At 66.1% G+C, this 25,407-nt stretch carries 35 protein-coding genes and 1 pseudogene; 18 read left to right on the top strand and 18 right to left on the bottom strand.

All coding sequences use genetic code 11. From position 1 onward, the window contains the following. Nucleotides 1-109: 109 nt before the first annotated feature. From ABMY26_RS06980 to ABMY26_RS07050, 15 genes are all read left to right on the top strand, one after another. The gene (locus tag ABMY26_RS06980; protein WP_372395203.1) at nucleotides 110-601 is read left to right on the top strand and encodes a hypothetical protein; all 492 of its coding nucleotides are present in this window, start codon (nucleotides 110-112) and stop codon (nucleotides 599-601) included. Continuing rightward, the gene (locus tag ABMY26_RS06985; protein WP_372395204.1) at nucleotides 601-843 is read left to right on the top strand and encodes a hypothetical protein; all 243 of its coding nucleotides are present in this window, start codon (nucleotides 601-603) and stop codon (nucleotides 841-843) included. The genes ABMY26_RS06980 and ABMY26_RS06985 overlap by 1 nt, the downstream gene beginning before the upstream one ends. After that, nucleotides 843-1,694: a hypothetical protein gene (locus ABMY26_RS06990; protein ID WP_372395205.1), complete on the top strand. Its 852-nt coding sequence runs from the start codon at nucleotides 843-845 to the stop codon at nucleotides 1,692-1,694. The genes ABMY26_RS06985 and ABMY26_RS06990 overlap by 1 nt, the downstream gene beginning before the upstream one ends. 3 nt (nucleotides 1,695-1,697) lie before the next feature. Beyond that, nucleotides 1,698-1,946, top strand: a complete 249-nt coding sequence (locus tag ABMY26_RS06995; protein WP_372395206.1) for a hypothetical protein — start codon at nucleotides 1,698-1,700, stop codon at nucleotides 1,944-1,946. After that, nucleotides 1,862-2,497 (top strand): ATP-binding protein, encoded by a 636-nt coding sequence (locus ABMY26_RS07000; protein ID WP_372395207.1) that lies wholly within the window; start codon nucleotides 1,862-1,864, stop codon nucleotides 2,495-2,497. Before ABMY26_RS06995 ends, ABMY26_RS07000 begins: the two co-directional genes overlap by 85 nt. Before the next feature lie 70 nt (nucleotides 2,498-2,567). Next, complete coding sequence (locus tag ABMY26_RS07005; protein WP_372395208.1) at nucleotides 2,568-3,215, top strand: DUF669 domain-containing protein; 648 nt, start codon at nucleotides 2,568-2,570, stop codon at nucleotides 3,213-3,215. A 69-nt stretch (nucleotides 3,216-3,284) separates the two neighbouring features. Beyond that, entirely contained in the window at nucleotides 3,285-3,671 is a 387-nt protein-coding gene (locus ABMY26_RS07010; RefSeq protein ID WP_372395209.1) for a hypothetical protein, read from the top strand. Next, nucleotides 3,668-4,810, top strand: a complete 1,143-nt coding sequence (dnaN, locus tag ABMY26_RS07015) for a DNA polymerase III subunit beta (RefSeq protein ID WP_372395210.1) — start codon at nucleotides 3,668-3,670, stop codon at nucleotides 4,808-4,810. Before ABMY26_RS07010 ends, dnaN begins: the two co-directional genes overlap by 4 nt. Next, nucleotides 4,807-6,069, top strand: a complete 1,263-nt coding sequence (locus ABMY26_RS07020; RefSeq protein ID WP_372395211.1) for a DNA methyltransferase — start codon at nucleotides 4,807-4,809, stop codon at nucleotides 6,067-6,069. Before dnaN ends, ABMY26_RS07020 begins: the two co-directional genes overlap by 4 nt. After that, nucleotides 6,069-7,055, top strand: a complete 987-nt coding sequence (locus ABMY26_RS07025; RefSeq protein WP_372395212.1) for a hypothetical protein — start codon at nucleotides 6,069-6,071, stop codon at nucleotides 7,053-7,055. The genes ABMY26_RS07020 and ABMY26_RS07025 overlap by 1 nt, the downstream gene beginning before the upstream one ends. Beyond that, nucleotides 7,039-7,599 (top strand): RNA polymerase sigma factor, encoded by a 561-nt coding sequence (locus ABMY26_RS07030; RefSeq protein WP_372395213.1) that lies wholly within the window; start codon nucleotides 7,039-7,041, stop codon nucleotides 7,597-7,599. Before ABMY26_RS07025 ends, ABMY26_RS07030 begins: the two co-directional genes overlap by 17 nt. Before the next feature lie 129 nt (nucleotides 7,600-7,728). Further along, nucleotides 7,729-9,339 (top strand): DEAD/DEAH box helicase family protein, encoded by a 1,611-nt coding sequence (locus tag ABMY26_RS07035; RefSeq protein ID WP_372395214.1) that lies wholly within the window; start codon nucleotides 7,729-7,731, stop codon nucleotides 9,337-9,339. 10 nt (nucleotides 9,340-9,349) lie between these two features. After that, nucleotides 9,350-9,745, top strand: a complete 396-nt coding sequence (locus ABMY26_RS07040; RefSeq protein ID WP_372395215.1) for a hypothetical protein — start codon at nucleotides 9,350-9,352, stop codon at nucleotides 9,743-9,745. Continuing rightward, nucleotides 9,742-10,635, top strand: coding sequence for an MmcB family DNA repair protein (locus ABMY26_RS07045; RefSeq protein ID WP_372395216.1), 894 nt, complete (start codon nucleotides 9,742-9,744; stop codon nucleotides 10,633-10,635). Before ABMY26_RS07040 ends, ABMY26_RS07045 begins: the two co-directional genes overlap by 4 nt. Then, complete coding sequence (locus ABMY26_RS07050; protein WP_372395217.1) at nucleotides 10,632-10,964, top strand: hypothetical protein; 333 nt, start codon at nucleotides 10,632-10,634, stop codon at nucleotides 10,962-10,964. The genes ABMY26_RS07045 and ABMY26_RS07050 overlap by 4 nt, the downstream gene beginning before the upstream one ends. 111 nt (nucleotides 10,965-11,075) lie before the next feature. On the opposite strand, the gene ABMY26_RS07055 is transcribed toward ABMY26_RS07050, so the two are convergent. Continuing rightward, on the bottom strand, nucleotides 11,076-11,330 hold the full coding sequence (locus ABMY26_RS07055) for a multiprotein-bridging factor 1 family protein (RefSeq protein ID WP_372395218.1): 255 nt from the start codon (nucleotides 11,328-11,330) through the stop codon (nucleotides 11,076-11,078). A 146-nt stretch (nucleotides 11,331-11,476) separates the two neighbouring features. Between ABMY26_RS07055 and ABMY26_RS07060 the strand changes: the two genes are divergently transcribed. Then, on the top strand, nucleotides 11,477-11,944 hold the full coding sequence (locus ABMY26_RS07060) for a hypothetical protein (RefSeq protein WP_372395219.1): 468 nt from the start codon (nucleotides 11,477-11,479) through the stop codon (nucleotides 11,942-11,944). Continuing rightward, nucleotides 11,944-12,441, top strand: coding sequence for a hypothetical protein (locus ABMY26_RS07065; protein WP_372395220.1), 498 nt, complete (start codon nucleotides 11,944-11,946; stop codon nucleotides 12,439-12,441). The genes ABMY26_RS07060 and ABMY26_RS07065 overlap by 1 nt, the downstream gene beginning before the upstream one ends. On the opposite strand, the gene ABMY26_RS07070 is transcribed toward ABMY26_RS07065, so the two are convergent. The 17 genes and pseudogenes from ABMY26_RS07070 to ABMY26_RS07150 form a co-directional block, all read right to left on the bottom strand. Next, nucleotides 12,432-13,178, bottom strand: coding sequence for a hypothetical protein (locus ABMY26_RS07070; RefSeq protein ID WP_372395221.1), 747 nt, complete (start codon nucleotides 13,176-13,178; stop codon nucleotides 12,432-12,434). The two genes, ABMY26_RS07065 and ABMY26_RS07070, sit on opposite strands and share 10 nt — an antisense overlap. Before the next feature lie 42 nt (nucleotides 13,179-13,220). Beyond that, on the bottom strand, nucleotides 13,221-13,682 hold the full coding sequence (locus ABMY26_RS07075) for a macro domain-containing protein (protein WP_372395222.1): 462 nt from the start codon (nucleotides 13,680-13,682) through the stop codon (nucleotides 13,221-13,223). Further along, a complete protein-coding gene (locus tag ABMY26_RS07080) occupies nucleotides 13,679-14,002 on the bottom strand; it encodes a YkgJ family cysteine cluster protein (protein ID WP_372395223.1) in 324 nt (107 codons plus the stop codon). The genes ABMY26_RS07075 and ABMY26_RS07080 overlap by 4 nt, the downstream gene beginning before the upstream one ends. Beyond that, on the bottom strand, nucleotides 13,999-14,283 hold the full coding sequence (locus ABMY26_RS07085; protein ID WP_372395224.1) for a hypothetical protein: 285 nt from the start codon (nucleotides 14,281-14,283) through the stop codon (nucleotides 13,999-14,001). The genes ABMY26_RS07080 and ABMY26_RS07085 overlap by 4 nt, the downstream gene beginning before the upstream one ends. After that, nucleotides 14,280-15,098, bottom strand: a complete 819-nt coding sequence (locus ABMY26_RS07090) for a hypothetical protein (protein ID WP_372395225.1) — start codon at nucleotides 15,096-15,098, stop codon at nucleotides 14,280-14,282. The genes ABMY26_RS07085 and ABMY26_RS07090 overlap by 4 nt, the downstream gene beginning before the upstream one ends. Then, nucleotides 15,095-15,949 (bottom strand): phosphohydrolase, encoded by an 855-nt coding sequence (locus tag ABMY26_RS07095; protein ID WP_372395226.1) that lies wholly within the window; start codon nucleotides 15,947-15,949, stop codon nucleotides 15,095-15,097. Before ABMY26_RS07095 ends, ABMY26_RS07090 begins: the two co-directional genes overlap by 4 nt. Beyond that, nucleotides 15,946-16,608: a hypothetical protein gene (locus ABMY26_RS07100; protein ID WP_372395227.1), complete on the bottom strand. Its 663-nt coding sequence runs from the start codon at nucleotides 16,606-16,608 to the stop codon at nucleotides 15,946-15,948. The genes ABMY26_RS07095 and ABMY26_RS07100 overlap by 4 nt, the downstream gene beginning before the upstream one ends. Further along, nucleotides 16,605-17,117: a hypothetical protein gene (locus ABMY26_RS07105; protein ID WP_372395228.1), complete on the bottom strand. Its 513-nt coding sequence runs from the start codon at nucleotides 17,115-17,117 to the stop codon at nucleotides 16,605-16,607. Before ABMY26_RS07105 ends, ABMY26_RS07100 begins: the two co-directional genes overlap by 4 nt. Then, on the bottom strand, nucleotides 17,114-17,596 hold the full coding sequence (locus tag ABMY26_RS07110; RefSeq protein ID WP_372395229.1) for a hypothetical protein: 483 nt from the start codon (nucleotides 17,594-17,596) through the stop codon (nucleotides 17,114-17,116). The genes ABMY26_RS07105 and ABMY26_RS07110 overlap by 4 nt, the downstream gene beginning before the upstream one ends. A gap of 2 nt (nucleotides 17,597-17,598) precedes the next feature. Further along, nucleotides 17,599-17,793 carry a hypothetical protein gene (locus tag ABMY26_RS07115; RefSeq protein ID WP_372395230.1) on the bottom strand — a complete coding sequence of 65 codons (195 nt, stop codon included), beginning with the start codon at nucleotides 17,791-17,793 and terminating at the stop codon, nucleotides 17,599-17,601. Further along, nucleotides 17,790-18,353, bottom strand: a complete 564-nt coding sequence (locus ABMY26_RS07120; RefSeq protein ID WP_372395231.1) for a LuxR C-terminal-related transcriptional regulator — start codon at nucleotides 18,351-18,353, stop codon at nucleotides 17,790-17,792. Before ABMY26_RS07120 ends, ABMY26_RS07115 begins: the two co-directional genes overlap by 4 nt. Nucleotides 18,354-18,429: 76 nt before the next feature. Further along, a complete protein-coding gene (locus tag ABMY26_RS07125; protein ID WP_372395232.1) occupies nucleotides 18,430-18,924 on the bottom strand; it encodes an RNA polymerase sigma factor in 495 nt (164 codons plus the stop codon). Continuing rightward, nucleotides 18,924-19,121, bottom strand: a pseudogene (locus tag ABMY26_RS07130) (response regulator transcription factor); the annotation flags it as partial. The pseudogene ABMY26_RS07130 and the gene ABMY26_RS07125, both read right to left, overlap by 1 nt. Nucleotides 19,122-19,752: 631 nt before the next feature. Next, nucleotides 19,753-20,136 carry a hypothetical protein gene (locus ABMY26_RS07135; RefSeq protein WP_372395316.1) on the bottom strand — a complete coding sequence of 128 codons (384 nt, stop codon included), beginning with the start codon at nucleotides 20,134-20,136 and terminating at the stop codon, nucleotides 19,753-19,755. A 20-nt stretch (nucleotides 20,137-20,156) separates the two neighbouring features. Further along, nucleotides 20,157-20,384: a hypothetical protein gene (locus tag ABMY26_RS07140; protein WP_372395233.1), complete on the bottom strand. Its 228-nt coding sequence runs from the start codon at nucleotides 20,382-20,384 to the stop codon at nucleotides 20,157-20,159. A 302-nt stretch (nucleotides 20,385-20,686) separates the two neighbouring features. Continuing rightward, nucleotides 20,687-21,289 (bottom strand): hypothetical protein, encoded by a 603-nt coding sequence (locus ABMY26_RS07145; protein WP_372395234.1) that lies wholly within the window; start codon nucleotides 21,287-21,289, stop codon nucleotides 20,687-20,689. Nucleotides 21,290-21,342: 53 nt separating this feature from the next. Beyond that, the gene (locus ABMY26_RS07150) at nucleotides 21,343-22,647 is read right to left on the bottom strand and encodes an ATP-dependent RecD-like DNA helicase (RefSeq protein WP_372395235.1); all 1,305 of its coding nucleotides are present in this window, start codon (nucleotides 22,645-22,647) and stop codon (nucleotides 21,343-21,345) included. A gap of 252 nt (nucleotides 22,648-22,899) precedes the next feature. Here ABMY26_RS07150 and ABMY26_RS07155 point away from each other — a divergent pair, with 252 nt between their 5' ends. Further along, nucleotides 22,900-25,377 carry a PriCT-2 domain-containing protein gene (locus ABMY26_RS07155; RefSeq protein ID WP_372395236.1) on the top strand — a complete coding sequence of 826 codons (2,478 nt, stop codon included), beginning with the start codon at nucleotides 22,900-22,902 and terminating at the stop codon, nucleotides 25,375-25,377. The last annotated feature ends 30 nt before the right edge of the window (nucleotides 25,378-25,407 follow it).

Below are 25,407 nucleotides of genomic sequence, written 5' to 3' on the forward strand. Positions count from 1 at the left end.
CGCGAGGATAAAAAGTCCATAAAGAACTATTCATCCTCCGACCCACCCGCTACGTTGAATCCACGGCCGGCGCACGATGTTGCGCCGGCCCAACCCCCGGAAGGACAGCATGACCACGAACAAGCTGACGATGGACCAGCTTGGTGATCTGCCGATCGCCCTCAGCCTGGACAAGCCGCTGGATCAGCTTCTTGGCCTCCAGGAGGATATCGCCACCGCCGAGACCAACCTGAAGCGCGCCAAGGCGTGGCTCAGCGCCGCGCTGGACCTGCGGTTCCAGGCGGATGCCGCCAAGCTTCGCAAGGATGACGGCAAGGACTTCGGCGCGGTCCGCCTGGAGAAGGTCGAGGCCGACGAGCAGTTCCTGATCGAGTGCGATCTGGAAAAGAAGGTCGAGTGGGATCAGGCCAAAATCGGCACCGCGGTCCTGGCGCTCCAGGCTGCTGGCGAGAAGCCGCGCGAATACGTCGAGACCGCCTACAAGGTCGGCGAGACCAAGTTCAAGGCGTGGCCCGAGCGCATCCGCAAGCTGTTCGAGCCGGCGCGCACCGTCAAGCCGGGCGCCGCCAAGTACCGGATCACGAAGAAGGAGCCGGAGTGATGGAGAATCCCCGCTCCATCGAGTTCCGGCCCCACCCGGCCGGCCACCTGGAAGCCGACGGCATCCGCGTGCTGGCGCTCCTCCCGCCGGCCGTGCCGACCGAGACCAACCCGACCATCGGTGCGGCCCTGCTGACCCACCTCAACAACCGCATTGCGACCGCGCTGAACGCCGCCGACCCGACATTGGCCGGCGACATCGTGGCCGCCATCCGCAACTGCAACAAGAGGATCGTCGCCTGATGAGCAGCAATCTGCAGCAGGAACTCCTGATCACCATCACCGGCCGCGTGCCGCTGCCCGCCGGCCTGTTCGAGCAGGCCCGCGTGATCGCGGGCGTCGAAGACCGCATCATCGCCCTGCGGCAGACCGCAGGGTCGGTGGACGGCATCGACTTCCAGGTCGACGCGCAGGTGGTTGCGGCCGGTGCAGAACCGGAGCCCGCCGAGGCTGTCCAGCCGGAGACCGCGGAACAGGCCGCGACGCGCCGCCGTCGCCGCACCAAGGCCGAGATGGAAGCCGCCCGCGCCGCCGAGGCCGCCGCCCAGCAGCAGGGGGGCGAACCGCCGGCCGTTGTGACGGGCGAGCAGCAGATCGACCTGGAGGACGCCATCGCCGCGCAGGGCGTGCCAACGGGCGCCGTCGTGACCGGCCAGGCCGACGTCACGGTGCAGGTCATTCCGCTGACCCAGCCCACCCCCGCTCCGCAGCCGGTCGCCACCCAGCCGCCGACGCAGGCCGCCGCCCAGACCAAGGCCCCGCCGCCGTGGTCCAGGAAGCCCGAGCCGGCCCCGGCCCACGCCGTCCCGCCGGCCGCCGCACCGGAATCAACCGTCCCGCCGCCGGTCATCGCTGGCCGCATCCCGGTGCTGAAGCCCGACGGCACGGTCTTCTCGACCTACGCCGCCATGGAGAACGCCGAGGCGAAGATGATCGAACTCATCAACGCCTGCACGACCGAGCCGGAACTCGACAAGCTGATGGGTGTCAACGAGCAGGTCTGCGAGTGGCCGATGGCGATCCGCGAGCGCGTCTACAGCGCCGCGCAGGACCGCGAGACGGCCCTGGTCGCCGCGGCCAAGGCGGGAGCGTAAGCGATGGCGATCAATCTGTCGTCGCTGAAACGCAAGAACGAGATCAAGCCGCCGCGCGTGATCCTCTATGCGTCGGGTGGCATCGGCAAGACGCACTGGGCGACCGGGTGTCAGTTCGACGCGAACGGCTCCGTGATCCAGGAACGGTCGGCTCCAACAGACCGGTGGTGCTGTGCATCGAAAACGGTCTGGGAAAGCTGGATGTTCCGCACTTCGAGCTTTACCAGAAGGGCATCACCTTCAACGACGTGATCGACGCCTTCGGCGTGATCTACGAGAACAGCAACGAGTTCGAGACGGTCGTTGTGGACAGCCTCGACTGGCTGGAGCCGCTGGTGTGGGCGGAAACGTGCCGCCGCAACAACTGGAAGACGATCGAGCAACCGGACTTCGGCCGCGGCTATCTCGCCACCATCGATGTGTGGAAGGAATACATCGAGGCCGTCAACGCACTGCGCGATGACAAGAACATCGCCGTCATCCAGCTTGCGCACGCCGTCGTGAACAAGACCACGCCGCCCGATTCCGAGCCGTCCGATCGGTACGAGATCAAGCTGCACAAGCTCGCGAAGGCCAAGATGATCGAGCATTGCGATGCTCTGCTGTTCGCGAACTATCGGACCAGCACGGTCAAATCCGACGTCGGCTTCAAGAAAACCGTCACCAGAGGTGTCGGCCGCGGCGAGCGGCTTATCTTCACCGAGGAGCGCCCCGCGTTCCTGGCCAAGTGCCGGTACCCGCTGCCCGACCAGATCGACATGAGCCTCGGCTACGCCGAACTCGTCAAGGCGGTCGCCTCTTAACCGCCCTTTCCACGCCCGCAAATAGTCCTAATAGGACTATCCGCACACCGCCATTGCACAGGAGTTTCCGATGGCCCAGCTTGGCCTCCAGTTCAACGCCCACGATGTCGACCCGGCCGCCCCGTTCGAAGTCCTGCCGCCGGGCGACTATGTGGTCCAGATCGTCCAGTCCGATTCCAAGCCGACCAGTGCCGGCACCGGCTCGTATCTGGCCCTGGAGATGGAGATTCTGGACGGCGAGCACACCGGCAAGCGGCTGTTCGATCGCCTGAATCTTTGGAATCCGAACCAGAAGACGGTCGAGATCGCCAACCGCACCCTGTCGGCGATCTGTCACGCCACCGGCGTGATGGTGGTCGAGGACAGCGAGCAACTGCACTTCCACCCGATGCTGGCCAAGGTGGTCGTCAAGCCGCCGCACACCGATACGCAGACCGGCAAGCAGTACGACGCCAGCAACGAGGTGAAGGGCTACAAGCCAGTCGGCGCCGGCGGTGCCGCCCCGGCCCAGCGCGGCCCGGCCAACCCGCCGCCCCAGCAGGGCGGTTACCAGCAGCAGCCTCCGCAGCAGCAATACGCTCCGCCGGTCGGCCAGCAGGGCGGTTACCAGCAGGCGCCTCAGCAGGCATACCAGCAGCAGCCCCCGGCCCAGCAGGGGTATCAGGCCCAGCCGCCCGCTGCCGGCGCCCCGGCCCGCGCGCCTTGGAAGCGCGGCTGATGCTCAGCGACCGGCGGCCCCGACGCTGCCGGTCGCCCCCCCTCCCTTCTGTGAACGCGCGAGACCACGATGAACGACCCGGAAACCACCATCGCCGTGACCGACGCCACGCCGAACCGCCCGCGGCGTCCGCTCAATCCGCTGATCGAGAACCCGGTCACCGGCGCCGAGATCCGCTACAACATCGAAATCCTGACGATTGAGGTCGACCGGATCGACGCCCAGATCCGCAGCCGCGAGACCGAAGGCAAGCTGGACCCGGACTGGCTGCGCCGCTCGACCGACGCCAAGCTGCATCGGCGTGCCGAGGTCGCCCGCCTGAAGCTCGAAGAGGCACGCGCCAGCGTGCCGGACGGCGCCGTGCTGCGCGCCATCATCGCCGAGGTGAAGAAGGACTACGACGCCGACGAGTGGGCTGAGGTCGAGGCCGCGGCGCGCGGCCAGGTGCGGGCATGAGTGCCGTCATTGAAACCGCCGCGCTGCGGTCGGCTGTTCGCGCCGCCTCGGCGGTGACGGAGCGGCGCAGCACCATCCCGATCCTGGGCTGCGTGCGGCTGCGCATGGATGACGATCGGCTCGCCATCACCGCCACCGACATGGATATCCGCATCACCACCCGCGCGCCGGTCCAGGGTGGCGGCGATCTGGACGTGGCGGTGCCGGCGGGCCGACTGTCGCGCATGCTGGCGGCGCTCGACACCGAGGTCATCGTGCTGACCGGCAAGGGCGCGGATCTGGAGTTCACGGCCGGCGAGACCAATGGACGCTTTGCCGGCTTTCCGCCGGAAGACACCCCTATCGTGTCCGCCGACTTCCCGACGGCGCGGACCTTCTCCATGCCGGCGGGCGACCTGCGGGGGATCCTGGCCAGCACGTTGACCGCCGTCAGTACGGAGCCGGGGCGCCACTACCTCAACGGCGTTTACCTGCATACGCGGGTGACGAGTGACGGCGCGCGGGTGCTGAGCGGCGTCGCGACGGACGGGCACAAGCTGAGCCAACAGGACGCCCCGCTGCCGCCCGCGGCGAGTGAAGCATTCCCGGCCCGGGCCGGCGCCGGCTACATCCTGCCGCGCAAGTCGGCCGGCATCCTGCTGCGCATGCTGGGTCCGTCGCCGGCTGGTGACGTCAAGGTGTCGATCGACCCCAACGGCACCAACGCGCGCTTCCGGCTGGCCGACGGCACCGATCTGATCAGCAAGTTCATTGACGGCGCCTTCCCCGATTACGAGCGCGTGGTGCCGAGCAATTTCACCGGCAACGCGAAGGTCGGCCGCCGTGATCTGCTGTCTGGCCTCCGGCGGGTCGCCGCCATGTGCGAGGGCAAGCACCGGCACGTTCTGCTGCGCTTCGACGGTACCCGCCTGGGCGTCATGACGAAGGGCGAAGAAGGCGGTCACGCCTATACCGCCATCCCGACCGTATCCACGAGCCATTTCGAGATCGTGGTGAACGCGGCCTACCTGCGCACGCTGCTGGCCGCCTCCGACGCCGAGGTGACAGTCATCAGCTACAGCGACCACGTCAACCCGCTCCTGCTGCAGGGCGAGGGCGAGATGTCGCTGCGCCAGGTCATCATGCCGGTGCGGTTATGACGGCGTGGCATGAACTCCACCATGGCGACTGCCGCAGCACGCTGCGCTGGAAGCTGCGCAAGGCCATGTTCGATTCCTGCGTGACCGACCCGCCCTACGAGCTGGGCTTTATGGGCAAGGAATGGGACAAGCGTGGCGTTGCCTTCGATCCTGAGACGTGGCGAGCCGTTTACGACCGCCTGAAGCCCGGCGCCCACCTGCTGGCTTTCGGCGGCACCCGAACCTTCCATCGCATTGCCTGCGCCATCGAGGACGCCGGATTCGAGATCCGCGATACGGTCATGTGGCTGTATGGTTCCGGATTCCCGAAATCGCTCGACGTGTCCAAGGCGATCGACAAGATGGCCGGCGCTGAACGCGAGGTGGTGGCCGAGGGTCCGACTGTCCGACGCCTGCGTCCGGGCGCGGACCAGAACAAGGATGGTTCCTGGGAGAAGCTGGGCGACCGCACCTACACCCACACGGTTACCGCGGCTGCCACCGAGGCGGCGCGCCAATGGGAGGGGTGGGGAACCGCCCTCAAGCCGGCCTTCGAGCCGATCATCGTTGCGCGCAAGCCGCTGATCGGAACCGTCGCGGGGAACGTGCTGGCCCACGGGTGCGGCGCGCTGAACATTGACGCATGTCGCATCGCCACGACTGACAAGCTGGGTGGCGGAGCGGAGAAACAAACCACCGCCGACCAGAAAGGCAACGATGGCTGGGTGCGACCCTGGATGGAGGATGGACAATCTCGCGAAGCGCACGCCCAGCGTGTTCAGGCGAACGTTCAAAAGGCGGAAGCGCTCGGCCGCTGGCCCGCCAACGTGATCCACGATGGGTCGGATGAGGTGGAGGGAGCTTTCGCCGCCTTCGGCACCAAGACGAGCGGGACCGGGGCCATCAAGCGCACCTCTGCGGGCGACAATGAGGGGAACCGCGGAGCGGCTTATGGGGCGGAGAGCCGGCCCGAAGGAACGCCGATGGTCTGCTATGGCGATTCCGGCAGCGCCTCACGCTTCTTCTACTGCGCCAAGGCCAACAAGGCTGACCGCGCCGGATCGAAGCACCCCACGGTCAAGCCGATCGCCCTGATGCGCTACCTGTGCCGTCTCGCGACGCCGCCCGGTGGCACGGTGCTGGACCCGTTCGCTGGCAGCGGCTCGACCCTCCAGGCCGCCCTGGAAGAGGGATTCAACGCCGTCGGCATCGAGCGCGAAGCCGAGTTCGTCGCCGATATCGAGCGCCGCATGACGCTTTTCTCGAAGGAGGTCGCATAATGGCCCCTCTCCCCCGCTCCATTCCAGACCCCACCCTCGAAGCTGCTGACCGGGCGCTGGAGGTGAAGGGCAACCGTAAGCCTGGTCCGCGTCTCGGCATGGGCGTGATCGGCGACGAATGCGCCCGCAAGCCCTTCTATCAGATCCGGTGGGTGTCGCCCGTCTTCTTCGACGCACCCAGCATCAAGCGCTTCGACGATGGGCACCGTACCGAGGATTTGATGGCCGAACGCCTGCGCTTGGTGCAGGGCGTGACGCTGCTGACGGTCGATCCAGAGACCGGCCGGCAATTCGAATTCAAGGATCACGGCGGACACTTCCGCGGCTTCTGCGACGGCAAGATCATCGGTATCTTGCAGGCTCCCAGGACATGGCACGTCTGGGAAGGGAAGTGTACGAACGAAGATAAGCAGAAGAAGCTGGAGAAGCTGAAGGCTGATCTCGGCGAGAAGAACGCGCTCCGTGCCTGGGATTTCAATTACTATGTCCAGGCCGTGCTCTATATGCACTACACCGGATTCGACCGGCACTATCTGACATGCGCATCGCCGGGCGGCCGGGGCACCGTTTCGGTTCGCACGGAGGCGGATCCGGCTGAGGCCATGCGCCACATCGCCAAGGCTCGTCGGGTGATCTTCAGCGACGTGCCGCCGGAGCGCGTGTCGAGCGACCCGTCGTTCTTCAAGTGCCGGTTCTGCGACTTCTCGGAGGTCTGCCACGGCAGCCGCCTGCCGCAGCGCAATTGCCGCACCTGCGCCTTTGCGGAGGCTGTCGAGGACGGCGAGGGCTCGTGGCGGTGCGCGCGGCACGAGGACAAGATCCCGCTCGATTTCCAATATACCGGCTGCGGGGACCACCGCTTCAATCCGAATCTGGTGCCGGGCGAGCAGATCGACGCGGCGCCCGATGCGTCGTTCATCTCCTACCGGCTGCGCGACGGAACCTATTGGGTGGATGAGGGGCCGCAGGATGGCAAGAGCACGTAAACCAAAGCGCTCCTTCGAGGAGCAGATGCTGGAATGCCGGACCTCGCTCCGTGCCCAGGCGATGAAGCTGACGCACAACAAGGCGGATGCCGACGACCTGCTGCAGGACACCCTGACCCGGGCCATCGAGCGGCGTGACCTGTTCGATGGCACCAACATGGGCGGCTGGCTGCGGGTCATCATGCGCAACCTGTTCGTCAACAGCCGCCTGCTGCACGCCAACAAGCTGGAGCACATCCCGTTGGACGCGCTGGAGGGGCAGCCGGATCCGGACCGTGACGCACCGCGTCGCCCGAACCACATTGCCCTGCCGGCGGTCGCCCCCACCCAGGAGAGCGCCGTCGAGATGGCGGATACCGCCCGCCGGATGGAGGGCAACCTGTCGCTGGAGCAGCGGCTCGCCCTGCTGAAGGTGTCCGGCGAGGGGCGCAGTTACATCGACGTGGCGGCCGAGATGTCCCTGACGACGGGCGCCATCGAGCAGCGGATTTCCAGCGGCCGGGCATTGATGCGCCGGCTGCGCGAGATGGAGATGGAGGAGTAGCTATGCGCGGAAATAGTCCAAAAAGGACTGCGAGAACTTGACCGCTCCCGCCGCGGCGGCGAGCATCGATCTGCGGCTGGCGCACGATGTTGCGCCGCCGACCCCTTTCGCACATACCCGAGCAATGCGATGAAGCTCAATCTGCGGCCATACCAGCAGAAGGCCATCGACGACCTTTATGGCTGGATGGGCGACAACGACGGCAACCCGCTGGTGGTCATTCCGACCGGCGGCGGCAAGAGTTTGGTGATCGCCAAGCTGGTCGAGGACATCCTCACCCAATGGCCCACCGAGCGCATCATCATCACCACCCATGTCCGCGAGTTGGTCAGCCAGAACTTCCAGGAGTTGATGGGCCTCATGCCGCATTGCCCGGCCGGTATCAACAGCGCCGGCCTGCGCTCCCGCGACAAGACCAGCCAAGTGCTATTCTGCAGCATCCAGTCCGTCCACAAGAAGGCCTACGAACTCCAGAAGTGCGACCTGATCCTGGTCGACGAGGCGCACCTGATTCCCAACAAGGAATCTGCCATGTATCGCAAGTTCATCAGCGACATGCGCGCTATCAACGGCCAGCACCTGCGGGTCGTCGGGCTGACCGCCACGCCGTTCCGGATGGACACCGGCATGCTGCACACGGGCGACAACGCCCTGTTCGACGGCATCGCCCACGAGACGCCCATGCTGGATCTGATCGAGGCCGGCTACCTGTGCCCGCTCATCAGCAAGGCCACAGCCACCCGGCTGGACGTGACCGGCGTCGGTACGCGTGGCGGCGAGTTCATTGCGAGCCAGCTGGAAGCCGCCGTCGACCACGACGAGATCACCGCGTCGGCCGTCAACGAGGTGGTGCAATTCGGCCAGGACCGGCGCAGCTGGCTGCTGTTCGGTGCTGGTAAGAAGCACTGCGGCCACATCCTCGACGCCCTGCGTGAGCGCGGGGTGGCGGCCGAGGCGGTGTTCGGCGACACGCCCAATACCGAGCGCGACGCCATCATCGAGCGGTTTCGGCACGGCAAGCTGCGGGCGCTGGTGAGCATCAACGCCCTGACGACTGGGTTCAACGTCAAAAGTGTTGACCTGATCGCGTTACTTCGGCCCACGAAAAGTGCCGGTCTCTATATCCAAATTTGCGGTCGTGGCACCCGCTGCCTGGGCGCCGACATCCACGAATCCATCCGCAACGGCAAGTCCGATTGCCTCGTGCTGGACTTCGCTGGGGTGGTGAGCCGCTTCGGTCCGGTCGACCAGATCAAGGTGGTGGACCGCAAGAAGGGCGACGGTGGCGAGGCGCCGACCAAGGAGTGTCCGCAGTGCGAGAGCATCTGCCACGCCTCGGCCCGGGAATGCGCCGACTGCGGCTTCGTCTTCCCCGAGCCGGTTATCAAGATCGAGGCCCGGTCCAGCGCCCTGCCGATCCTCAGCACCGAGCGGGTCGATCCGAATTGGCTGCGGGTCGACAAGGTCTTCTACCGGCGCCACGACAAGGCCGGCGGTACGCCCTCCCTCTGCGTCGTCTACCAATGCGGCATGGTGCAGCACAAGGAATACGTCTGCATCCAGCACGCCGGTTTCCCGCGGCAGAAGGCATGCACATGGTGGAGCCGCCGGGCGCCGGGCCAGCCGATCCCGGCCAACGTCGACGAGGCGCTGGAGCGCGTGAGCGCGCTCGCGGTCCCGGCGGAGATCGCCGTGCGGCCGGTCGGGAAATACGTCGAGATCTCCGGCCACAGATTTTAAGGAGGCCCCCATGGGTTACGATTACCGCTCAAAAACCGACCTGCGCCGCCTGCGCGAGAACCTGCAGAACACCGATGTGGAGACGTGCAGGCGCATCGTGCTGGCCGCGCACTTGAGTGACCTTATGCGCCCTACCGGCTTTGTCGGGTTGGTGTGGCGGACCGTCTCTTGGCTTCGCGGTCCTGCGGCCGGTGACGAGTTCATTCGCCGACTGCTATCCGCATGCCCGGCGGATGCTGTCGATTTGGCCTTCAACGACACCTTGGCCCACATGGTCGATGGTCGCGACCTGACCGGCCGCCACAGCGCCGGCGGCTGGAATCGCGACGAGCTGGATCTCTTTGTCGCCATCTGCCGTCGGGCCGGCTGGAACGAGGGATTGGCCGATCAGGAAAACGCAGCATGACCTGGAAGCATGACGATCTCGCCAACGACTTGGCCGAGCACCTGCGGACGCCGGAGCGCATGATCTGGACCGACATGCAGCTCGGCCCGGCCGGCAGTCCGCGCCCGGACGTCTACAGCGTGCCGAAGAGTTACAGCCGGTTCACGCCGCTGGCCTACGAGGTCAAGATCAGCGTTGCCGACTTCCGGTCCGACGTGACTAGCGGCAAGTGGCAGAGTTATCTGCGCTATGCCGCGGCCGTAACGTTCGCTGTGCCGGCGGGCCTCATCACCAAGGCGGACCTGCCAGCCGGCTGCGGGTTGATCGTGCGGGGCGAGGATGGCTGGCGAACGCTCAAGGCGCCCACCCTCCGACCGATCGAGAACCTGCCGTTGGAGGCGTGGCAGAAGCTTCTGATGGACGGCGTGAAGCGCCTGGGCGGTCACGATCCCCGTGATCGGGCGGCTGCCGCGCGCGAGGGCGATCCGTTCGCGACGTGGCACGCGGTTGCGTCCGTCCGCAGACGCCTGGGCGAGAAGGTGGCTCAGTTCTTGGAGGACGAGCAGAGCTGTCGCCGCCGGCTGGAGCGAGCGCACGAGCGTGCTGATTCCGCCCAGTCGGCGGCTGACCGAACCTACCGCGAGGCGGTCGATGACGCCCGCAAGCGGGCCGATCAGGAGGTCGCGGCCATGAATGGGATCCGCGCTGACCTGTGCGCGACGCTGGATTTGCCGCCGACGGCGCATGACTTCCAAATCCGCCAGAAGGTGCGCGCGCTCACAATGCGGCTCGACCGCGACGAGGAGGTGTGCCGGCTGCGGCGCCAAATCGACACCATCAAGGACGCGCTGGACCGCGCACTCGAACCGGTCCCCATCCTCAAGCCGCCAGTTGCTGGAGAGACCGCATGACCACCGCCGTGAAGCTCCCCAAGGACATGCTCTGGCGTGGGATCGAATCCGCCGGCGGCTACCTGGAATCGATCGACCGCACCAATCTGTACGAGCTGAGCGAAGAGCAATTCGACACCTTCTTGTGCAAGGCGGTGGCGGGAATCTACCCCACCACACCCTTCGATGCGGACTGGTCCGTGCGCGGCATCCACGAGGCACGCAGCGCGGCCGGCACCTACATCGAGGGGACCGGCAAGGTCGACCTGATCCAGTTCCACCCGTTGCAGTTCGAGCGGCTGATCGAGATCATCGTGACGACCTGGATTGAGCACTCGATCCCTTTTTAGCCCGCCTGGACGCCCAGGAGGAGCGCGCCGCCATCATGGAGTTCGACGCCGGCATGTACCGGCGGGTGGCGGAGCGCAAGGCAGCCCAGGATGCGGTGATTTAGGCGACCGTCAGGTCGCCTTTTTTGTTGCCCGCCTGGCGCCCGGCTGGTCGCTGTTCAGCAGCTCAATACCGGCATCTGTCAGCGCCCGCATTACGGCCTCGGCTTTATCCGTCATGCCGCGGATCGGGCCGTCCACGGATTCCCATTTCTTGATGGTCTCGGCCGACACCGGCGCGAACGCGCTTGCGCGGTCCGCGAGCGCCTGCTGCGTCCACCTCAACAGAGCGCGGGCCGCTCGCACCTGCTCCCCATACAGCGCCACGTATCCCCTCCGACAACATCCCACTGCCGATACCCATATCGGTAATTCATAGCACCTGAGGCTTGCTCTGGTAACCCAAAAGGTGTTACTCATATGTGCATCGGAGGACCGATTTAGGTATCCGAGAACCCAAAAATGGAAACGCTATGGAATCGAGAGCGCCGGCCGCGGTGTTACGCGGCCTGATCGAAAACGAGCGCTGCCACGAGGATTCGGTCGCCAGCGGCCAGCCCTACGCGGCGGTCGAGGAGGATCGCAACGACAAGCGCGCGGAACTGGAGGCGAAGCTGTTCGCGCTTCCCACCAGAACGCCCGTCGACGTGGCGATCAAGCTTCAGGCCCTATGGCCGGACGTGGCGGTTAACCGGTCGTACGACCAGCCGCCCAGCGAGCAGCATGACCTCGCTGTCCAGCGGATGTGGGGCCTGATCCAGTCCGCCAAGTCGATCGCCGAGGAGTTCAGCGACGGCCTGGCCGCATTCAACGAACTGGCCCTGCCCAACGTGCCGACCGCCATCGTCGAGGCCGGTGCGCAGGCAGCCGGAGTGACCCCGGAGCGGTTCCGCGCCGGGTGCGAGGCGGCAGCCGCCGCCCTGAAACGAAAGGAAGCGTGATGACTATTTTGACCCTGCCTGCGATCACCAGCAGCGCGCCCGCACCAAGAATCGTGCGGGCCAGCCTGGAGCGCCGGCCGCTCGGCGAGGCCGCCGAGTGGATGCGGGACGTGGCGGCGGAGTGCTGCCGCCACCCCACCCTGAGCCGAGGCGTGGTGGAATATCTGCAACGCCAGGGCCTCGTGAACCAATGCGTGCTGCTGGCTGCCGAACCCGGTGGCCCGCTCTGCTTCAAGTTCATCGGCGTGCCCACCATGACCGTGATGGGTCGCGCCTGGGCACGACAGCAGATCGGCCGTGCCGTGGCGGACGCCGACGGCACCGAGTTCGGCGACGCGATGTTCGCCAGCTACGAAGACGCCGTCGAGAGCGGGGAGCCGGTGTTCAACCGGATCGCTCTCGACGGCTTGGCGGCTCCGCTCATCTACACGCACGCCCTGGTGGGTTGGCGCGACGGCACGGGGCGGCGGGCGGTTCTGTCCTGCGTTCAGCTTTGACGGGCGTCGTCGATCACGGCCTGCATGTCCAGGAAGAGCGCAGATCGGCTGATCCGCATGAAGTGCAGCGGCGGGTATTCAAACCCGCACGGAGGATTCTGGTAGAGAATGGTCGGGCGATGCTCCAGAAAGCGTCTCCCGGCCTTTTTTTCTGCCCACTGCGGGACGGTGCCGGGCGCCACCATGCCGCCCCACCAGTTCGGCGACCAGCGGCCCATGGCCAGGAGACGCACCACCCGGCCGACAAGATGGAACAGCCCCTTGCCGCGGGCAGCGGGATGCGTCCAGCCGGCCGTGAGGTAACAGAATTGACCGAACGTCTTGAACGCCGCGTCGCTCGCGCAGAAGCACCTCTCGCCGACATCCTTCTCCCGCTCCGGATCGGCGTAGAAGAAGCTGAGATCCGACAGCCGGTCGCCGAAGCTGCGCTGACCGCAGTCGATCAGCACGCCGGCCTGGGTGGCCACAATCCGGCCGTCGGCGTCCGCCGCGCCGACCCAGAACCAGCCGTCGCTGTTCGGCCGGCGCATGATCGGCAGCCAGCTGTCCAGGTTCTCCCGGTTGATACGCTCCAACAGGCCCCAGTCATCGCAGGAGATCAGGGTGTAGCCGATCTGGAGCGCCGCGCCGCACAGCGCGTCCCGAGCCGCATGCAGCAGCGCCTCGTTCTGGTGGCCGGTGAATAAGGTCGTCTCGACGAGGCGCCGCTCCGGGCGCGCGAAAGCGCTCGCATCCATGGCGAGGTGTCTCCTTGGGGAATAGGGGATGGAAGTGGCGGATCAGCGACGGGCCGGCTGCGGCTCGTACACAATGATGTCCACCGACGTGATGCGATCCAGGTGACGGATCACCAGCGGGCGCACCGCGGCCCAGGACAGGCCGCCGTTCCCGCATCCGAGAGGTGGGAGCGCCACGCTGGCGATGCGCAGGTCCGCGTCCAGATGGGCGGTCAGATTGGCCAGACCCGTCTCGATCCACTCGATCCGCGACGGGTCGCGCCAGTGGCGCTTGGTGGCGACATTGAGGACGATCGGGCCATCGATCGTGTCGGTTGCGAGCAGACTGCCAGGCTGGAGCGCCCCGTTGCGGCACGCCGCCATGTATTCGGGCATGACCTCCGGGTAGCGCTGCCGGACACCCAGCGCCACGCCAGCACCCATCACCCCGACGCAGTTGACCGTGTTCACGATGGCTGAGACGTTGGCCTGAAAGATGTCGCCGTGGACGAAGCGGATCGTCATGCTGCCGCCTCCTTTGGAATGCCGACGTCGATCTGCGGCAGCGCCTCCCACATCACGCACAGCGGATCGCTGGCCGGCCGGAACACGCGGCAGGTGTCTGGCCGGCTTTCGTAATCGGTGCACCGTCCGTCGGTGCCGAGAAGCGGACACCAGAAGCGGAAGACGCCATTCTGGTATCGCATCAGCGGCATGAACGGCAGCCAGTGCGCGGCCATGATGGACAGGGCCTCAAGCGGCGTCATGGTTGGCTGGCTGGGGAAGTTCAGGACGAAGCTGCGGCAGCACTTCCCCGGCTTTGAGCATGCGTCGCACGGGCTCATGCCGGCCCCCGAAACCGGAACGTCACGCGGTCGGCTTCGATCTCCGGCCGGACGCCGTCGAACCGATAGGTCTTCCCGTCATGATCCACCTCGAAGGAGAAGGTGGAATCCGCCTTGCCGCCATCGAGATCGTATTGCTCGCGGGACATCTCGACGAACCCTTCGACCACCATCTGGGTTGCTACCGTGTGGACGGGGAGGCTGTCGCACCGCAAGGCGCGAGCCGGCCGGTTGCTGCACGCGGTAGCGGAATCCGGTCGGTAGCGGATGAAGTCGCTCATCGCACACCCCACGCAGCCATCTCGGCCTTCGTGATGATGCGCCCGGTGCGCATCGCGTTGATGGCCGCTTCCAGATCCTTGCCACCTAGCGGTGCCGTCCGCCTGCCCCTGGAGATTTCCGCCACGATCAAGCTGCCCACGCCCGGAATAATGCGCTCAATCCGTGGCGGCCGGTATTCGCCCATCACTATCTGCGTTTCGCCGCCGACCGGTTCGATAGCTTGCCACCGCCATTCCGGTGGCAGGTAGCGCTGCGCAACCGCGCGGAGGACATCGGAATGGTGCGTTCTGACGCGGCGGGCGCCCATGTCGAAGCCGTATCCGTGGCTTGCCGTGGTTTCGATCGCGCCGCCGTTCCGCACGAAGACTTCAAGCTCCTTGCCGGAATTGGCGATCTTGCCAGCCGCCCACTCGACGAGCTTGCGGAGGCGCACGGCATCTTCTGGCATCGGCTGTTCCGGGGTTTCGAACAGGATGGCCGGCAGGTTGCCGGGGGACACGGCGGACCACCACTCGCCCTGCTGAACGGCGATGGCGAAGGCGAGGAATCCAGCGCTCGACGCCTCACCGGCCGCGCCAGCATGCCGAATGGCATCCCACAGCAGGACGAGCCAGTCGTCCGGCCACACGGCTCCATACTCGTCCATGCCGCTGTAGGTGCGCAGGATCGAATAGGCGAGCGAAATGTCGCCTTCGGCCGCGGCCCTTTCGAGCAGGACGGCAAACAGGTCGCCGTGCGAGCGCGGATCCCTGTCCTTGGTGGTCTCGGCCGCGGCAACGGTGCGGACGAACGCCCAGAATTGCTCGTCGGTCATCGGTCGCCCTCCCACCCCAGCGGCATGCGGAACCCGGCTGCCCGCGCGTGGCCGCCACCGTCGTAGCGCCGGGCGATCTCCGACACGTCGGCGCCGTCGGCCTGGGAGCGGAGCGAGAAGTGCCGCGCGTCTTGGCCGTCGTAATAGCTCGCCGCGAACGGCTGACCGACCGACAGGCGGTTGCCACCGTCCGATGCCATGCTCCAGGGCAGGTTGGCCACAGGCACCGACACGCCGCCGATCACCATCTCGCGCGTGCTGGCCCCCAGCAGGTCGCCCAGCAGCTTATCGTGCGACCGCAGGATGGCGGCGCCCTCGGCGATCAGCAGGGGGCGGCGCGACGGATTTTCTAGGTCCCAGGCGAACTCGTTCCACACCTGGAAATCGAACGGCCGACTTATCAGCGCGGCATGGATTTCCCGCGTGCCATCGAGTTCAAACCGCCACAAATCGCGGTCCTGGATGTGGCGGATCAGGCTGGGGGTTTTGCGACCGAAGAAGGATTCGGTGGGGAAGAAGTATTTGTACGCCATCGCCGCTCCGCTGCAGTTCATGTCGAACTCGCCGTCCAGGGCGCCGCTTTTCAGCAGCGGCTCCAAATCGGCCTGCGCGGTCTTGTGGTGGTCCAGCACCACCACGCTGGCGGCGACCGCAATCATCGCCTCCAGCGCCGGTCGCTTGTAGCTGAAGTCGAGCAGGAAGACGTCCTTGCCGGTCACGTCCGGTGGGTCCTCGCCGTATTTGCCAGGGACGTACTCGGCGCTGTTGCCCAGCATTCCCCAAGCCGCCCAGGCTGCCCCGAAGCCATCGGCGCAGCCGCCGTGATAGATGACGATGGTGTCGGTGATCACGGAGCGGTCTCCTCGAATTGCGTGCGGTCGAGCGCGGCCAGGAAGCTGGTCACCAGTAGCGGGCCGCCGTCGGTGTGGACCCAGTCGCCGGCGTGGCGCTGGTAGGTGGCCTCGGTGCCGTCAATGCGGCGATACGCCTGACCCGGCACCAGGCGCTCCAGCAGGTCGAGCGTCACATCCAGCGGCACCTCGTGCCGTTGCACCTCCGACGCCAGGAACCACGTCGCGCTGTGCCGCGGATGACGCGCGAACCAGCGATCCAGAGTGGCGTGCAGGTCACGCTCCAGTTCCTGCGCCTCCTCCTCCGTCACGCCGACCAGATACCCCTCGGCGAACTCGCCCCCGCCATCATGAATGGCGTGCTCGCTCATTAGGCCGATCACGGTGTCGATGTTGGGGTAGTGGTTGCGGTCGTGGGCGTGGTTGGCGATGGCCGTGTAGACGACGGCGGTTTCGGCAGCCGACCGAACATCATCGGTGAGCGACGCGATCGCGGCATCCAGGCGCTCGTTGCTGCGGGCGCACTTGGCGGCGGCATCCAGAGCCTGCTGGCGGTCGGCGAAGAAGTCGGCCTCGTAGTTGTAGCCGTTCAGCGAGTAGACGAACTTGGGCTGCGGCGCTGGGTCCAGCGGGAAGAGGGTTGGCTCGTCGGTGGTCATTCCGTCACCTTTTCGACATGCGAGGCGGGGATGCGGATCCGGCTATCCGACGAGCGGATGCGGTCGAGGTCGGGGTGGTGGTCATCCCAAGCGTAGAGCGTCAAGATGACGTGCGACTTCGCGCCATCGAGCCCGCCGGGGTCGTAATCGTCGCAGTGGCCGCTCGGCGGGAAATACGATCCGGTCACCACAACGGCCTTGTCCGCCACCGTAGCAACGAGACCGCCCAAATGATCGCGCGGATCAGTGAGGTGGATGCTGCGCTCGTAGCCACCGAAGCGCTTCGAGCGCAAGATGCCGTAAGCCAGAGCGCTCACGAGACGATCCCTGACGACGCCTTGCCCCGCGATGCCGAATTTTTCGGCTACGGCCTGGACGTCGGCGGAGCGGTTTTCCTCCAGGTCGGCCATCACGTCCTTGTGACAAAGCGGGTAACCGCAGCGGATGAACAGGCGCGGGTCGAGGATCCGGACCTTATCGCCGACGCGGATGACGTTCTTCTTGCTCATGCCGGATACTCCCCACGGGCCCAGGCCGACAGGCGGGCACGAACGTCACCGCCACCGCGGAGGTTGTCGAGGAAGTCGCGGATGGTCTGCCTGGCCGCCTCCTTGCCTTTGGCTTCGGCGGCTTTCTCCGCGTCTTCCGCACGCTTCATGAAGTGCGCGTCGATCACCGTGTTGGCGATCTCGGCCGCGGCGGTGCGCATCATCTCGCGAAGATCGGTTTCCTTGATGATGGCGGCGATGGCCGGCCGCACCGCTTCCCGCAGCTTGCCGCTGGGAAGCATCAACCCGCCGACCTCGCTGCCGACCTCGCTGCTGATGGTGGCATCGATGAACTCAGCGGCCCGGCCCAGCACCCGGCGGGTAACGGCCTCGGCCGCCTGCTCCAGCACTTTGCGCTCGACCTCGACCAGCGCTTCCGGATGCCGCTCGACCATCTCGCGCACGGCCTGCGCGTTCATCGTGATCTTGATGGCGCTCATGGTTACCGCCCCCGCGAACTTGAGAAGAAGTCGCGGAACAGATCCTCGAAGGCGCTGCCGGCGGGGGGCGCCTCGCCGCGGCACTCGGCCGCCCGCCGGGCGGCGCGGTCGCGCAGGTCGGTGTTGCCTGTATGATCGGAGGCGGTCGCGACGGCGTCGAACAGGCGCGCGGCGTTGCGCAGTGTGCTGTTGCTCATCGGTCGGATTCCTTGTTCGCGGCGAACCACCAGCGGGCTGCCGACGTCCGGTTGTTGGTGTTGAGGCGGGCCAGCAGGCAGCGCACGCGGCCCTTGGTGCGGGGCACGCTGGTTGACAGGATCGCGGCGATCTCCTCGTCCGTCTTGCCGTCGGCCAGAAGCTTGATCAGGTCGCGTTCGTCGTCACGCAGGTCGGCGACGGTGATGCTGGACCGCTCCAGCAGGTCGCGATCGCGGTCGAACGTCATGCCGGCATCGTTGAAGATGCGGGCCAGGGACGAGCGGTTGTCGACATCCAGCAGCTTGAAGGCGGCCTTCATGTGGACCTTCACCGTCGCCTCGGAGATCTCCAGGTGATTGGCGATCTCCTTGTTGCTGAGCCCAGCCGCGGCACCGTAGCCGATCTCGAATTGGCGGAGCGGCATGCGCGCCAGCGGGCCGTTGGTCGGCTTGGCGGGAATTTTCAGCCCGATTGCCGTTTCGCAGACCTCGTGCACGGTGCGCTTGATGGTCTCCATCGACAGGCCCTCGGCCGCGCCGGCACGAGCCGCTGCCAGCACGCACTCCCTGAACGAGGACGTAACGTCCTCAATCTGGATCGCTTCCATGTTTTCCTCTGGATTGCAGTGCCGGTCGTTACCGACCGTCGAGCGCCCGTTCGAGACGGGCCGTCGCGCGATGAATGCGCGACTGGATGGTTCCCATCGGAAGCCCTTCGGCCTCGGCGAGTTCCTGGTAGGTGACGCCATCAATCTTGGCTGCGATGAACAGTCGACGCCACGGCTCGGGGATCCGGTCGATAAGCGACAGCGCCTGCTTCAACTCGACCGCGATATCCTGGCGAGCGGCCGGCGCTACCAACTTGTCGAACGCCGCGTCCTCGGTCGCGATCTCCTGGACCATCTTGCGACGTCGACGGTCGTTGATATGCAGGTTCACCATGATCCGGTTCAGCCATCCGCCCAGGTTCTGCCCATCAAAGCGCTCGCGGCTGCTCCAGGCCCGCAGGACGGTGTCACCGACCATATCCTCAGATCGGGTAATGTCGCGTGTCAGGTTGCGCGCCCGGCGGCGCATCGCCGGCAACATGGCACCCAGTTGGGCGCCGAAGTCGTCGGGCGGACCGGACATCACGCAGCCGCCTTCTCGACGCCATTGTTCATCGCCCAGATGGCAGCCTGGGTGCGGTTCGAGGCGCCGATCTTGCGCAGCAGGTTCTTCAAATGGACCTTCACCGTGGCCTCGGTGATGCCGACGTTGGCGGCGATCATCTTGTTGCTGTCGCCGACCAGCAGGCGTTGCAGCATCTGCTTCTCGCGCAGCGAAAGGCGGACATTTCCGATGCGCAGCGTGTCCTCGGACGGCTCCTCTTCGATTTCAATGCGAACGCGGCCGGTGGCGTTGAGCTTTTCCACCAGCGTGGCGATCTCACCGACGGCTTCGGTCATGGCCTCGTCGGTCAGGGATTCGATGGAATAGGTGACGATCTTGCGCACCGCGGTCTCCATGGATTTGAAGGGGAAAGGCTGGGCCTCTGACTCCCGAAGCCCCGAGACCGGTTTGACGGTCTACGGGGCTGGGGTCCGGTCTTTGCCTCCGGAAGCTGTGGACAGTTGTTTGGGCTATTGCCCGAGTGGCCCACTCACACTCCACGCCAAGTCCTGGCTTGGCTCCGGCCCGCACGCCAGCGGGAGGGGTCTTGCGGCTTCCGCCGTCACATACTGGTCATTCGTTGCCGTCCTTTCTTTGGTGCTGGAGGAGGTGCCGGGCTTTCCCCCGGCCGGTGGCATGATGGCCTCCCTCGTTTCGTTACCGGTGCCGCGGCGGGGCCCGGCCGACCCGACAGATGCCGCTCTCTGGATTGGCGCCATCTTCATCGTGCGCCGCTCTGTGATTTCGAGGTACCAGCGACGCGGCGGCGCCGCAATACCTATTTAGTCCTTATAGGACTATTTGCGGTCAAAACTTCTTGCCGCCGTCCAGAACCCGGTTCTCGGGCTTGTGGTCCGACCGATTGGCGTTGAAGGCCATCTTCTCCAGCACGGCGCCGGCCAGATCGAGGCCCTCGTATTCGGGGAGAGTGTCGAGATAACCGGCCAGATCGAGGATACGGATCAAGGCGTCGGCCAGCTCCACCCCCACCATCTTCCGGTGCGGCAGCTTGTCGTCCTGCAGGTTCTTGCGATAACCCTCCATGGCCTCGCTGATCTCGCTGTGGATCAAGCAAAGCATCTCCGGCACATTCCGCTTCAGCGGCTGGCCGGTCTTCAGGTTGGTATACCAGCCGGCCGCGCGCGACGCGGCGTGGCATTCGGCGACGGCGACGTGGATGCCATGGTAAATGATGTCCTTGTTACCCTGATTTATGTGTGCGACCCTTTCTGGTAGATATGGTTGAAGACGCGTCGCCACACGAAGCTGCGGACGACGCTGATGATGGTGAAAGCGGTCACGACCGCGGTGTTCTGCGCCGCACTGACTGACCAGCCGACGAGCGGGTAGATCACCATGCCGGCCAGCCAGGACAGCACGAAGCCTGACGCCGTATTGGCTGCCGCCTCAACGGCGGACACGAGGTGCGATTGGCTCATGACGCCGGCTCCTTATCGCTCGGGGGAGGTGGGTCGCACATCAGCGCGTAGCTGTTGCACTCACCCCCGCCACCGTACCCATTGTCCCGCAGAAAGCCGGCAATCCCGTCCTTGTGGAGAGTGGCAATGGCGACCAGCTCAGCCAGCCACGTTACGGGGATTTCCTTTCGATGGACGATGACGCAGGAGTGCCCGACGTCCAAATGGGCGATTCCCTCACGGACATGCTCGATTTCGAAATAGCATCCGCCGTTGGCGCCCTCTCCGGCGTAACGGTTGGGGCATTGGCGCTTTGCCACGGTTCACCCTCCCGTCGCGACGGTGGTGATGCCCAGGCACTCGCGGGCGTAATCCTTGACCACCTTGCCGCCGGTGCAGACCAGCCCCAGGCCCAGCACCATGGTGGCCAGCTTCTCCAGCCGCTTCTGCGCCGTCGGCCGCCACCACACGGTGTTCCAGCCGTCCTCGTCCTGCGCCTTCCAGGCCAGCGTCCAGCCGTCGCCACGGGGTGGGACCGGCCGCCAGCAGGCGGCAGTTTCCGGATCGGCGTCCTCATCCAGGCGGGCGCAGTGGACATCGTAGCCGGCGGCCTTCAGCTGGCCGCTGTGGCGAACGTCGGTCAGATCGTCGGGCAGGGCGCCCTGCACGGTGCCGTCGTCGGCAACCGCGAAGCCGCAGAAGGTGCTGGTGGCGGGGAGATCGGCCACCTTCTTCTTCGGCCAGGCATCCATCTTGTCGGCGTGGTCGAGGGCGGAGCGCAGGATATCGGGGTCGGCGCCGGCGGCCGAAGCGAGATCGGCCCAGGCCCGCACAGCGGCCCCGCCGACGGCGTCCTGGCCACGGATCAGAAACACCGGCTCGTCGTCCGGGATGGTCCGGGTGGTGCCGTTGGTGGTGATTTGCATGACGGTTCTCCTCGGCGCGTTGCGCCGGTGCGGGTTCGAGAGAGTGGATTGGGTCAGATCACCAGGAACCGGCTCGGCCGGCTGGCGGCGACGTACAGGAGCTTGGCCATCTCCTGCGGTCGCCCGCGGTTCTTCGAGATGTCGATCAGGTCCACGAACACGGTGCCGAACGTGCTGCCCTGCGACCGGTGAACGGTCATGGCGTAGACGCTCTGCACCTCGCTAAATTGCTCGGTGAACATGAAGTAGTCAGGCCATTTGGACCGGTCTGCCCGAGCAGCGTTCTTCAGGTCGTATTCCAGGGTGTTGTAGAAATCCCGGCCGTCCTCGCGGACCACCAGCACCTCGCCGCGCACGCCCTCGTCGTTCTCCATGTCCAGCGCCCACACCGGCACGCCGCGGGGTCCGTTGGTGGATTCCACCCGCTTGACGACCGCCTCCTCGTCGGTGCTGAACACGGTCACCAGCCTGCCGGCCTGGAACTGCAGGACGGGCCGGCGGAACAGCAGGCGCTCGCCCTCGACGAACGGCGAGGCGTTCTCGCCGTAGACCGCGGCGCGGACCATCTTGTTGACCGCCGCCACGGTGTTGTTGGTCCAGGCCAGATACCGGAAGGCGTCGTTGTCGTCGCGGAAGGTCTGGCTCAAAAAGCCATCCAGCACCCAGGAATCCAGATTGCCGTCGGCGCGGTAGATGCCGCTGCCGTCGGAGCCGGTCGCCGGCGCGAAGGCGTCCCAGTCGATAACGCCCGTGTCGATCATGCCGCGGATATCAGCGGTCAGCGCGATGATCGGATTCTCGTCGCGCTGCCGCATGATGGTGCTCAGCACAGCGCGGCGCTCGGTGTTGAACGACACGCTCAGATCCTCGCCGACCGGCGGAAGCTGCTTGGGATCGCCCACATAGATGACGATGTGCCGGTTCAGCATGCGGCGGATGTAGGACATCAGCTCGGAGTTCAGCATGCTGCACTCGTCGATGATGACGATCCGGAAGTTCTGGCTGGAATCCTTCCCGTCCTTCTTCAGCGAACGCTTCTCGTCGCTGTTGCCGGGCTTCACGCCCAGCAACTTGTAGATGGTCATGCAGGGCGTATCGAGACCGGCGGCCCGGTTCTTCTGCACCAGCACCTTGACCGCCTTGTTGGTGGGGGCGGTCAAAACAACCGGGATGCGCTCGTTGCGGCGGACCAGTTCCTGCACGGTCGTGGTCTTGCCCGTCCCTGCGTATCCCTCCAGCAGGATTTCCGCTCCGCCGTAGAGCCGGCTGACGGCCATGGCGCCGTCGATGGTTTCCTGGATGATGCGGAGCGCCTCCTCCTGCTCACTGGACAGGGTGAGGCGGTTGGTCGCCGACATGGCGCGCTCCTCGAATATCGTGCGGTGGGTCGCCATCCAACCTGTCAGGCTGCGCGGAGCGTGTAAATAGTCTGTTTTGTCATTCTATGAAATTGATATCTTGCGGGGATTTGTCGCCGCTTCGGCGTCCAAGAGATGAAAAATAGTCCATAAAGGACTTGCGCGCAGGTCGGCGTTGGCGTAGATGGAGAGCACGGCTTGACGAAATGACGTTGATGACGAAAAGCCGCCCCAACACCCCAGGAGCTGAGCATGGCTGCTCTTCAGCCGGTGCCGGCGCACGCCGACACCGTCACCATCCTCGAATGCACGGAAGATCATCGGGCCACCAAGCGGATCCGGCTCGGGCCGGGCGCTACCGGCACGGTGATCGACGGCTATGATGCCGGAACATGGTTCATGGCCCGCGAGGTGCCGGTCAACAGCTTCGACGATCTGGCGGCGCTGCTGCAACAGCACAGCGCCAACCCGAAGGCCTTCGTAATCCGCGGGGCGGCCAGCGGTGCGTGGAGCTTGGAGTTCCCGGTGCGGCGCACCAGCATCAGCAAACCAATGCAACCGGCGGCGTTTCGGCCCCAGCCGCGCCGGTGGCTGGCGATCGACATGGACAAGGTGCCGATGCCCGCGGGTACCGACCCGGTCGGCGATCCGGACGACGCCATCGAATATCTGCGCGGCCGGTTGCCCGACGAGTTCCAGGAGGCGAGTTGCTGGTGGCAGTTCACCAGCGGCCAGGGCTTCAAAGGCGACACGCTGAACGCGCGTCTCTGGTTCTGGCTGGACCGGCCGCTGAACGACGTCCAGCTGCGCACCTGGGCGCGCGAGCGGGATCACATCGATGCCGCGCTCTACAACGCGGCCGAACCCCACTACATCGCCGCGCCGATCCTGGGGCCGGGCGTGCGCGACCCGCTGCCCCGCCGTTCGGGCGTCTACCGCGGCGAGGTGGACGCCGTATCGCTGCGCCTGCCGGAGCGCGAGGAAATGGCTGCCCGCGAATGGACGCGCCAGCTGGCCGCCGACGGCGGGGCGGAGGTCGCGCTGCACGAGGTGGTGGACTATCTCAACGCCATCCCGAACGGCGACCTGCCGTACGACGAGTGGCTGTCGGTCGGCTCGAAGGTGAAGGCCGCGGTGGGCGATGCGGGCGAGGACGCATTTGTCGAGTGGTCGGCCCGGTCGAAGAAGCATGACGACGATGTCGCGCGCCGCAAGTACCGCAGCCTGCAGGGCGGCGGCTCGCCGCTGGCGCTGTACCTGATGGCGCGCGACCACGGCTACACCTTCGACCACATTTTTGATCTGGGCGCGATCCGCGTGAACGCGCTGAACCGCGCCAACAGGTCGGCGTCGACGAGCGCCACCGATCCGCTGGAGGATGAGGATTGGGAGATGGAGGATCCAATCCCCCCTGCCCAGCCGGTCGTCGAGGTGGAGGACGAGCCGAACCGATCGGTGTTGATCGAGACCGCCGGAAACGCATTCCCCGAGCCGCTCGGTCTGCTGCGCGAGATCCGCGACCACATCGTGGCCTCGGCCATCTACCCGCAGCCCGAGCTGGCGCTCGCCGCCGCCCTGGCGATTGTGGGGACCGCCATGGGCCGGCGCTACACCTTCAGCAACAACATCCGCGCCAATCTGTACCTGCTCGGCATCGCGCCGTCGGGCAGCGGCAAGGGGCATGTCCTCGGACAGGTGGAGCAGATCCTGGCCGACGCCAAGCTGGACCACTGCCTGGGCGGCATGGCGCCGGCCAGCGGCGCGGCAGTCAATTCGCGCATCGTCGACCACCCGGTGACGCTCTACGCGATCGACGAGTTCGGCATGTTCCTGAAAGCCGCACTGGACAGCAAGGCCCCGCCGCACATGCGCGAGGTGGTGAACGTCTGGACCCAGCTCTACACCAAGTCCGCCGGCCGGTATTCGGAGAAGGACCGCGCCGATCGGAAAGCTGCCGCCCCGCGGGTCGTCCAGCACCCACACCTGACGGTGTTCGGCGTGACCGCCGAGACGCATGTCTGGAGCGGGCTGAACACCGCCGCCTTGACCGACGGCAGCATCGCGCGATTCGCGGTATTCGAGAGCCGTGAGGACTACCCGTACCCGGTGTTCGAACCGAAATCCGGCGCCACCCCGCCCGGCATTGCCGCGGCGCTGCGCACCGTCTACGACCGCGGTGGTGACCCGAACGCCGGCAATCTGGCCGGCGTGAACGCCGAGACCGCGCCGAGCATGCGGCCGGTGTCCGCTTCGCTGGCGGCGGAGTTGATGTTCCGCGAGGCGATGGTCTGGGAATGGCAGAACCGCAAGAAGCACGCCGCCAGCGGCATGGCCTCGATCTACGGTCGGTTCGTCGAGCAGGCGAAGAAGCTGGCCTTCATCCACGCCGTCGGCCGCGACCCGTACCGCGCCACGGTGGAGGAGATCGACGCCCAGTGGGGCCTGGACCTGGCTAGCATGCTGATCGACCACGTCGTGCGCCGAGCGTCGGAGAACGTCGCCGAGAACGAGCAGGAGCGGCGGGTCAAGACCGTGCTGAAGCTGATCCGCGAGGCGCCGGGCGGCAAGCTGCCGATGAACGAGTTGACCCGGCGCACGCAGGCCATCAACTCCCGCGACCGCCGCGACATCATCGACGTGTTGACCCAGTCCGGCCAGATCACCGAGGCCCAGGAGCGCGTGACCGGCGGGCGCCCGCGTACCGTGCTGTCCATCGCCCAGCGTGGGTGATCACAACGATTTATCAAGGAGAAATGCCAG

Origin of the sequence: Azospirillum sp. HJ39, from assembly GCF_041507355.1 — a bacterium.
GTDB lineage: Bacteria > Pseudomonadota > Alphaproteobacteria > Azospirillales > Azospirillaceae > Azospirillum > Azospirillum thiophilum.